The 8,786-nt window shown below is 72.4% G+C and carries 10 protein-coding genes; 6 read left to right on the top strand and 4 right to left on the bottom strand.

Annotated elements, in window-relative coordinates:
- Positions 1-148 precede the first annotated feature (148 nt).
- The 6 genes from ACSNN7_RS27795 (at position 149) to glmM (ending at position 4,786) form a co-directional block, all read left to right on the top strand.
- Positions 149-406 (top strand): DUF6364 family protein, encoded by a 258-nt coding sequence (locus ACSNN7_RS27795; protein ID WP_132230932.1) that lies wholly within the window; start codon positions 149-151, stop codon positions 404-406.
- Positions 396-689 (top strand): type II toxin-antitoxin system PemK/MazF family toxin, encoded by a 294-nt coding sequence (locus ACSNN7_RS27790; protein ID WP_334449393.1) that lies wholly within the window; start codon positions 396-398, stop codon positions 687-689. Before ACSNN7_RS27795 ends, ACSNN7_RS27790 begins: the two co-directional genes overlap by 11 nt.
- 125 nt (positions 690-814) lie before the next feature.
- Positions 815-2,197, top strand: a complete 1,383-nt coding sequence (locus ACSNN7_RS27785) for a nitrate/nitrite transporter (RefSeq protein ID WP_436684009.1) — start codon at positions 815-817, stop codon at positions 2,195-2,197.
- 191 nt (positions 2,198-2,388) lie between these two features.
- Entirely contained in the window at positions 2,389-2,832 is a 444-nt protein-coding gene (rplM, locus tag ACSNN7_RS27780; protein ID WP_154941857.1) for a 50S ribosomal protein L13, read from the top strand.
- Positions 2,833-2,852: 20 nt separating this feature from the next.
- The gene (rpsI, locus tag ACSNN7_RS27775) at positions 2,853-3,317 is read left to right on the top strand and encodes a 30S ribosomal protein S9 (RefSeq protein WP_088647409.1); all 465 of its coding nucleotides are present in this window, start codon (positions 2,853-2,855) and stop codon (positions 3,315-3,317) included.
- A gap of 113 nt (positions 3,318-3,430) precedes the next feature.
- A complete protein-coding gene (glmM, locus tag ACSNN7_RS27770) occupies positions 3,431-4,786 on the top strand; it encodes a phosphoglucosamine mutase (RefSeq protein ID WP_436684007.1) in 1,356 nt (451 codons plus the stop codon).
- A 201-nt stretch (positions 4,787-4,987) separates the two neighbouring features.
- Here the strand turns inward: glmM and ACSNN7_RS27765 are convergent, their stop codons facing one another.
- From ACSNN7_RS27765 to ACSNN7_RS27750, 4 genes are all read right to left on the bottom strand, one after another.
- Positions 4,988-5,989 (bottom strand): aldo/keto reductase, encoded by a 1,002-nt coding sequence (locus ACSNN7_RS27765; protein ID WP_436684006.1) that lies wholly within the window; start codon positions 5,987-5,989, stop codon positions 4,988-4,990.
- A gap of 114 nt (positions 5,990-6,103) precedes the next feature.
- On the bottom strand, positions 6,104-7,213 hold the full coding sequence (locus tag ACSNN7_RS27760) for a threonine aldolase family protein (RefSeq protein ID WP_436684005.1): 1,110 nt from the start codon (positions 7,211-7,213) through the stop codon (positions 6,104-6,106).
- On the bottom strand, positions 7,210-8,403 hold the full coding sequence (locus ACSNN7_RS27755; protein WP_436684003.1) for a pyridoxal phosphate-dependent aminotransferase: 1,194 nt from the start codon (positions 8,401-8,403) through the stop codon (positions 7,210-7,212). Before ACSNN7_RS27755 ends, ACSNN7_RS27760 begins: the two co-directional genes overlap by 4 nt.
- Positions 8,404-8,466: 63 nt before the next feature.
- On the bottom strand, positions 8,467-8,786 hold a 320-nt coding region (locus tag ACSNN7_RS27750; RefSeq protein ID WP_436684001.1), incomplete at its 5' end, for an MmpS family transport accessory protein.

Here is an 8,786-nt window from a genome sequence, read left to right as displayed (position 1 = left end):
GTGTCGGGGTGTCCGACGGCCGGGACACCCCGACACGCCGCAAACGGGGGCGAGGCGGGGCGACCCCCGACGAGGGCGTTTTGGGCCGTTGACTGACCGGCGCGAAGCGGGATGACTGCTGGTCATACCAATGGGTAGTCTCAGCGGCATGACTGCCAAGGTGACACTGTCGTTCTCCGACGAGACGATCGAGGAGGCACGCCGGTTCGCCAAGCGCGAGGGGCTGTCGCTCTCCGCGTGGATGGACCAGGCGGCCCGGGAGAAGGCGCTGCGCGAGGTCTTCACCGCGCACGCCGCCGCGGTGGGCCGGGCCGGGCTCGACCTGGAGGCCGCGGCGCTCGCCGACGCCCGCGAGGTCGGCATGGTGGACGACGCGCTCTTCGGCGGACGCCCGCGTGCTGCGTAGGGGCGAGATCTGGCGCATCGAGGGCGCCCGGGAGCGGCTCGGGCTGGTGATCAGCACCGACGTCTACAACTCCACCGACGTGCCGATCGTGATCGTGGTCGAGGTGGTCGAGACCGCGCTGCTGCGGGACTCCCCGCTGGCCGTACCGATGGGCAGCTACGTGGTGATGCCCGACCGGCTCTCCTCACCGATGAAGAAGTGGTTCACCGAGTGCGTCGACGTCGCCGACACCGAGACCATGCAGCGGGTCGGACGGGCGCTGCGCATCCTTCAGCAGCTCTGACCGCCTCACCACCGCCCGGTGGCCGACGTGCGATCTCCGTTTCCGGACCGACCCGCGACAGGTACCGCCGGGTAACCGGCCGTTCCTAGTGTCCTCCAGGTCACACCGACCAGGAGGAGCCCGCCGTGAGCACGCTCGCCACCACGACGACAGTCCCCGACGAACCCGCGACCAGCGCCGGGCGCCGGCACCGGATCAACGACTGGCGCCCCGAGGACGCCACGTTCTGGCGTACGACGGGGGCGCCGATCGCCCGGCGCAACCTCTGGGTGTCGATCTTCGCCGAGCACGTCGGGTTCTCCGTGTGGAGCCTCTGGTCGGTCACCGTGCTCTTCCTGGGGCCCGCGTACGGCATCGACCCGGCCGGGAAGTTCCTGCTCACCGCCGTGCCGGCCGCGCTGGGGGCGGTGCTGCGGCTGCCCTACACCCTCGCCGTGGCCCGTTTCGGCGGCCGGAACTGGACCATCGTCAGCGCGCTGATGCTGCTGGTGCCGGCGGTGCCGATGACGGTGCTGCTGGAACCGGGGGTGTCGTACACCACGCTGATGGTGCTGGCCTGCCTCACCGGGGTCGGCGGCGGCAACTTCGCCTCCTCGATGGCGAACATCAACCTCTTCTTCCCCGACCGCCTCAAGGGTCGGGCGCTGGGGCTCAACGCGGGGGGCGGCAACCTCGGCGTCCCGGCGGTGCAACTGGTCGGGCTCGCCGTGCTGGCCACCGCCGGGGCGGCGTACCCCCGGCTGGTGCCGGCGGTCTACCTGCCGCTGATCGTGCTGGCCGCGCTGGCCTCGGCGCGCTGGCTGGACAACCTGCCCGGGGCGCGCAACGAGCCGGGCGCGCTGCGCGAGGCGGCCCGCGACCCGCACACCTGGGTGATGTCACTGCTCTACATCGGCACCTTCGGCTCCTTCATCGGCTTCGGCTTCGCCTTCGGGCAGGTGCTCCAGCTCCAGTTCGCCGAGCGCTTTCCGACGCCGGTCGACGCCGCCTGGCTGACCTTCCTCGGCCCGCTGGTCGGGTCGCTGATCCGGCCGGTCGGCGGGCAGCTGGCCGACCGGCTCGGCGGGGCCCGGGTCACCTTCGCCAACTTCGTGGCCATGGCCGTCGGCGCCGGGCTGGTGCTGTACGCCGCCCGGGAGCGGTCCTTCCCGCTCTATCTGACCGGGTTCCTGGCGCTCTTCGTCTTCTCCGGGATCGGCAACGGCTCGACGTACAAGATGATCCCGGCGATCTTCCGGGCCCGGGCGGCGGCGGAGGGGGAGCTGACCGGCGACGTCGAGGCGGCCGAGCGGCGGGCCCGGCGGCTCTCCGGGGCGCTGATCGGCATCGCCGGCGCGGTCGGCGCGTCCGGCGGGGTGCTGGTCAACATCGCCTTCCGGCAGTCGTTCCTGACCTCCGGCAACGCCGACGCGGCCTACCTCGCCTTCATCGGCTGGTACGCGCTCTGCTTCGCGCTCACCTGGGCGGTCTACCTGCGCCCGGGCCCGCGCCGGCTGCCCGGGGTGTGACCTGTACCATCGCTCTGTCGCAAGCCACGCTGGGTGACCCCCCGTTTTGACCTGCCGACGGGGCGCCGGGTATCGTTGCCTGCTGTTGTACGACATCCAGAGGCGTGCCGCATCAGGTACGCTTGGTCGTTCGTGCGCGCCTGGTCACCTCGGCGCGCGACCCCAGACCGACGACGAGACAAGGTAGACCTGTGCGTACGTACAGCCCGAAGCCGGGTGAGATCGAGCGTCAGTGGCACGTTATCGACGCCTCTGATGTCGTGCTGGGCCGCCTGGCCACCCACGCCGCCACGCTGCTGCGCGGCAAGCACAAGCCGACTTTCGCGCCGCACGTCGACACGGGCGACTTCGTCGTCATCGTGAACGCGGGCAAGGTTGCGCTGACCGGCAACAAGCGTCAGACCAAGATTGCCTACCGCCACTCCGGTTACCCGGGTGGTCTGAAGCAGGTCGGCTACGACGAGCTGCTGACCAAGCGTCCCGAGCGGGCCATCGAGCTGGCCGTCAAGGGCATGCTCCCGCACAACAAGCTCGGCCGTCAGCTCATCAAGAAGCTGAAGGTCTACGCCGGTGCCGAGCACCCGCACGGCGCGCAGCAGCCGGTGCCGTTCGAGATCAAGCAGATCGCGCAGTGAGCGCGGGCGAAGGAAACAGCATGACCGACATCACCGAGACCGAGGTCGCCCCCGAGGCCACCGAGGCGCCGGCGCCCGTCGCCCGCGCGCCGCGTGGTGACCGCCCGATCCAGACCGTGGGCCGCCGCAAGGAGGCCATCGTCCGGGTGCGCATCGTCCCCGGCAGCGGCAAGATCACCTGCAACGGCCGTGACCTCGAGGCCTACTTCCCGAGCAAGGTGCACCAGCAGCTCATCAAGGACCCGCTGGTCACCGCCGAGAAGCCCGAGGCGTTCGACGTCATCGCCAACCTGCGCGGCGGCGGCACCACCGGCCAGGCCGGTGCGCTGCGGCTGGCCATCGCCCGGGCGCTGATCGTCAGCGAGCCGGACGACCGCCCGGCCCTGAAGAAGGCCGGCTTCCTGACCCGGGACGCGCGGGTCAAGGAGAGCAAGAAGTACGGCCTCAAGAAGGCCCGTAAGGCTCCTCAGTACTCGAAGCGCTGATCATCAGCGGCACGTTGTACTTCTGACGGACGGCCGGGATCGCCTCCCCACACGGGAGGTGGCCCGGCCGTTCGGTTTTTCTCCTGGGACCGTTTCATCGGAGGTTGGCGGGTATGGGTCGGTTGTTCGGCACGGACGGCGTACGCGGGCGGGCGAACGCGGATCTCACCCCGGAGTTGGCGCTCGCGGTGGCGGTGGCCGCCGCGCACACGTTGGCCGAGTCGGACAAGACACATCCCCCGCTGGCGGTCGTCGGGCGGGACACCCGGGCCAGTGGCGAGATGCTGGAGGCCGCCGTGGTCGCCGGCCTCACCAGCGCCGGGGCCAACGTCGTCCGGGTCGGCGTGCTGCCCACCCCGGCGGTCGCCTTCCTCACCGCCGAGGCCAAGGCGGACCTGGGCGTGATGCTCTCCGCGTCGCACAACCCGATGCCGGACAACGGGATCAAGCTCTTCGCCGCCGGCGGGCACAAGCTGCCGGACGAGATCGAGATGCGGATCGAGGCGGCCGTCGAGGCGAACGCCACCACCGCCTGGGACCGGCCCGTCGGGGCCGGGGTCGGCCGGGTGCACGACCTGCTCGACGGCGCCGACCACTACGTGCAGCACCTGGTCGGCACGGTGCCGCACCGGCTGGACGGGATCAAGGTGGTGGTGGACTGCGCCAACGGCGCCGCCGCCGAGGTCGCGCCGGTGGCGTACCGGGAGGCGGGCGCCGAGGTGATCGCCATCCACGCCGAGCCGGACGGGCTCAACATCAACGACGACTGCGGCTCCAACCACATCGACGGGCTGCGCGCCGCCGTCGTCGAGCACGGCGCCCATTTGGGCATCGCGCACGACGGCGACGCCGACCGGTGCGTCGCGGTGACCGCCGACGGCGACGAGGTCGACGGCGACCAGTTGATGGCGATCCTCGCCCTCGCCATGCGGGAGGCCGGCACGCTCGCCCAGGACACCCTGGTCGCGACCGTGATGAGCAACCTCGGCCTGCGCCTGGCGATGTCCGCGGAGGGCATCCGGCTGATCGAGACCAAGGTCGGCGACCGGTACGTCCTGGAGGAGCTGCGCGCCTCCGGCCTCGCCCTCGGTGGGGAGCAGAGCGGTCACATCGTCATGCCGGCGTACGCCACCACGGGCGACGGCGTCCTCACCGGGCTGCACCTGATGTCGCGGCTCGCCGCCACCGGCAAGTCGCTGGCCGAGCTGGCTTCGGTGGTGACCAAGCTGCCGCAGGTCCTGATCAACGTGCCGGTCGGTGACCGTACCGTCGGCGCCGCCGCACCCGAGGTGCGGGCCGAGGTGGAGCGGGCCGAGGCCGAGCTGGGCGAGACCGGCCGGGTGCTGCTGCGCCCGTCCGGCACCGAGCCGCTGGTGCGGGTGATGGTGGAGGCCGCCACCGAGGCGACCGCCCGTTCGGTCGCCGAGCGGATCGCCGAGCACGTACGCGCCGCCAGCCCGGCTGCCTGACGAGTCGTCCCCGGCCGCGCGCTCAGCGCGCGGCCGGGTGCCCCGCCGGTCGCACCGGGCGGCGATGGACCGTTCGTGGGTGGCCGGCAGGATCGTCATGCCGTGCCGGTCGCGCAGGTGCAGCAACAGGTCGAGGATCTGCGCGCCCGGTGGCCGACCGCCGCCGCATCGTGTCGCGAAACGCCGGCCGGCGTCCAGCGGTCAGTACCGGGTGCCCACCGGCTCGGGAAGGGCGTCGAGGGCCGCACGGATCTCCCCGGTCAGGGTGATCGAATCTGCGGCCAGATTCTCTGCCACGTGACTGCGCGTCTTCGTGCCCGGAATGGGAACCACGTTGTCGGCGAGTGCCAGTAGCCAGGCGAGCGCCACCTGGGCGGGTGTCGCGCCGATTTCCGAACTGATACGAACGACCCGGCGAGCGATTACCTGATTCGCGGAAATCGTGTCCGGTTGGAAACGCGGAAGGTTGCGCCGGCCGTCGCGGACGGGCAGGTCCGCGGTGCCGGCGAAACGCCCGGTGAGGAAACCCCGGCCGAGCGGCGCGAAGGGCAGGAAGGTGATCTGTTTCTCGGTGCAGTACGGCAGGACCGAGTCCAGCGGCTCCCGCGTCCAGAGCGACAGCTCCGACTGGACGCTCGCCACCGGGTGGATCGTCTCGGCGCGCCTGATCTCGTCGACCGACACCTCGGACAGCCCGATCATCCGGGCCTTGCCCTCGGCGACCAGTTCGGCGAGCGTGCCCCAGCTCTCCTCGAGGGGCACGGCCGGGTCGACGCGGTGCAGCTGGTAGAGGTCGACGTGGTCGACACCCAGCCTGAGCAGGCTCGACTCGCACGCCGCCCGCAGGTGTTCGGGGCGCCCGTTGCGGTGCACCGCCCGGCTGCCGTCGGCCAGCAGGCCCCCCTTGGTCGCCAGCACCACCTGGTCCCGGCGTCCGCGCAGCGCGCGGCCGAGGAGCCGTTCGTTGGTGAACGGGCCGTACAGGTCCGCCGTGTCGAGAAGGTTGCAGCCCAGTTCGATCGCCCGGTGGATGACCGCCGTGGAGAGGCCGTCGTCGCGCCCGTCCTCGTCGTATCCCCAGGACATCCCCATGCAGCCGAGGCCGATGGCGCGTATTCGCGGACCGTTGCCGCCGAGCCGCGTGTAACGCATGTTCTCCCCTGTGCCGAATTGGTGGCAATCGGGCTCGGGGCAGCGTATCACCGGCTGTCATCGGAAGTGTGTGCGAAAGTGTGACGGACTATTGACGCCGGTCACCCGTAATGGAGTGGGGCCGTTTCTGTGCCGCACGCAACCGCGCCACACACCCGCTGTCCCTCAGGCGGTGCGGACCCGGCGAAGGAACCGTCCGGCCAGCTCGCCCACCTCGCCGGCGTCCAGCCCGGTCGCCGGTCCGGCCACCGTCACCTCGGCAATCGCCAGCCCCGGCACCTCGGTGTCCCGCCAGCCGCCGACGAACCACGCCTTCTCCTCCTCGGCGAGGGCGAGGTTGGCGTCGTTCAGCACGGCCGCCGCATGCGGCAGCCAGAGCCGGAACTGGTGGGTGTGCGGCGGCGCCGGGTACACCCGCGCGCCGGGCAGCTCGGCCAGCGCCCCGGCCACCGTCTTCGCGTGCGCGACGTAGCCGGCCAGCCGGGGCAGCTCGCGGTCCAGGCCGGCGAGGGCGGCCAGCGCCGCCGGCCACTGCTGGAACACGGTGCCGCCGTACCGGTGCCGCCAGGCCCGCGCATAGCGGACCAGCTCGGCCGAGCCGGCCAGGGCCGCACCGCCGTGGCCGCCGAGCGACTTGTAGAACGAGACGTAGACGCTGTCGGCGAGGGCGGCGACCTCGGCCGGAGACCGACCGAGGTGGACGGTGGACTCCCAGAGCCGGGCGCCGTCGACGTGCACCCGGGCGCCCCGGTCGCGGGCCGCCCCGACCACCGCCACCAGCTCGTCCCAGGTCGGCAGCACGAACCCGGCGTCGCGCAGCGGCAACTCCAGCAGCAGCGTGCCGACCGGCTCGTCGAGCGCGGCGACCTCCGCGGCGGTCGGATTGCGCGCAGCCGACGTGGTGAGCACCGCCCGCTGCCCGCCGAGCACCGCGTAGGCGTCCCGCTCGTGCACCAGCGGGTGACTCAGCGGGTGCAGGCCGACCGCGCTGCACCCGGTCACCTCGGCGCCGTACCGCATCGCGACCTGCTGCGCCATGGTGCCGGTGGGAAAGAAGGCGGCCGCCTCCGTACCGAGCAGACCGGCCACCCGGTGCTCCACCGCCTCGACCGCGCCGCCCTCGCCGTACACGTCCGGCAGCAGTTCGTCGGGGGTGGCGGCCCGGAGGGTGTCGAGCTGCTCGGCGACCGAGGACGGCCGGTTGCCGGAGAGCAGGGTGTCGCAGCCACGCAGCGCGGTGAGCCGGCGCAGCCGCTCGGCGTACCCCTCGGTCATCGGGCCTCCCGCAGCCGGCGCAGGCGGGTGACCGCCTCGGTGAGCACCTCGGGACGCTTGCAGAAGGCGAACCGGATCAGCCGCCGGCCCGCCTCCGGGTCGTCGTAGAACACCTGGGTCGGCACCGCAACCACCCCGCACCGCTCGGGCAGCGACCGGCAGAACTCCACCCCGTCCCGCCCGCCCAGCGCGCCGACGTCGGCGGTGACGAAGTACGTCCCCTCCGGGGTCAGCGCGTCGAAACCGGCGTCGGTCAGCCCGGCGACGAGCTGGTCCCGGCGCTCCCGCATGCCCTCCTGGAAGGCGGTGAAGTACGCGTCCGGCAGGGCCAGCGCCACGGCGACCGCCGGTTGCAGCGGCGCCGCGTTGACGAAGGTGAGGAACTGCTTGACCCGCAGCACCGCCGAGACCAGCCGGGCCGGGCCGCTCACCCAGCCGACCTTCCAGCCGGTGCAGGAGAAGGTCTTGCCCGCCGACGAGATGCGCAACGTCCGCTCCCGCATCCCCGGCAGGGTGGCCAGGGGCACGTGCGGGGCGGCGGCATCGGGGAAGACCAGGTGCTCGTACACCTCGTCGGTGACCGCGTACGCGCCGTGCTCCTGGCAGAGCTCGGCGACCAGGGCCAGCTCGTCGGGGGTGAAGACCTTGCCGGTCGGGTTGTGCGGGGAGTTGAGCAGCACCAGCCGGGTCCGGGGGCCGAACGCGGCGCGCAGCGCCGCCGGGTCGAAGGCGTACCGGCCGTCGTCGCCGGGACGCAGCGTCACCGGCCGCCGCACCGCACCGGCCAGGGCGATCGAGGCCGCGTACGAGTCGTAGTACGGCTCGAAGCAGACCACCTCGTCGTCCGGCTCGCAGAGGGCGAGGATGGCGGCGGCGATCGCCTCGGTGGCGCCGGCGGTGACAACGATCTCGCCGTCCGGGTCGTACTCCAGGCCGTGGAAGCGGCGCTGGTGCTCGGCGACGGCCCGGCGCAGCGTGGGGATGCCCGGCCCCGGCGGGTACTGGTTCTGCCCGCCGCGCAGCGCCTCGGCCGCCGCGGCCAGCATCTCGGGCGGGCCGTCGCTGTCCGGGAAGCCCTGCCCGAGGTTGACCGCGCCGGTGCGGACGGCCAGCGCGGACATCTCGGCGAAGATCGTGGTGCCGAACGGACGCATCCGGGCCACGAGCGGGTCGACATCCAACGTCGTCACGCCGGCCAGCCTACGGCGCGCCGCGCCGACGTCACCTGCCCGCGCCGATGCCTGCTCGCCCGGTCATCTGCTCCCACAGGTCACCCGCCAGCCCCAGCCGTCCACCGAGTCGGTCACCGGTGCCCGGCCGGCCACGGTGGTGGCGCAGCCGATGGTCCGTCCGTCGTCGTCGGGCTTGCTGGCGATCACGATCACCCGGTTCTCGTCGTCCGTGCGGATCGTCTTGCGCCAGGGCAGCCGCACCCCTTCCAGGCGGATGAAGTCGCCGTTCGCGTCGTAGTACTGGATGTCGGCCCTGCCCTGGCCGGTCACCTCGTAGGTCACCGCGAAGCGGCCCCGTCCCCGCGACGGGGTGGCGGCCGGGGTGGAGGGCTGGACCGGCG

The organism is Micromonospora sp. URMC 105, assembly GCF_051386295.1.
GTDB lineage: Bacteria > Actinomycetota > Actinomycetes > Mycobacteriales > Micromonosporaceae > Micromonospora.
Note: the sequence above shows the minus strand (reverse complement) of the source record. Positions and strands in the feature narration are given on the sequence as shown.

What these genes read in the sequence shown, in the direction of transcription:
- ACSNN7_RS27795 (WP_132230932.1), top strand. Translation starts at nt 149, where the DNA reads ATGACTGCCAAGGTGACACTGTCGTTCTCCGACGAGACGATCGAGGAG.
- rpsI (WP_088647409.1), top strand. Translation starts at nt 2,853, where the DNA reads ATGACCGACATCACCGAGACCGAGGTCGCCCCCGAGGCCACCGAGGCG.
- glmM (WP_436684007.1), top strand. Translation starts at nt 3,431, where the DNA reads ATGGGTCGGTTGTTCGGCACGGACGGCGTACGCGGGCGGGCGAACGCG.
- ACSNN7_RS27760 (WP_436684005.1), bottom strand. Translation starts at nt 7,213, where the DNA reads ATGACCGAGGGGTACGCCGAGCGGCTGCGCCGGCTCACCGCGCTGCGT.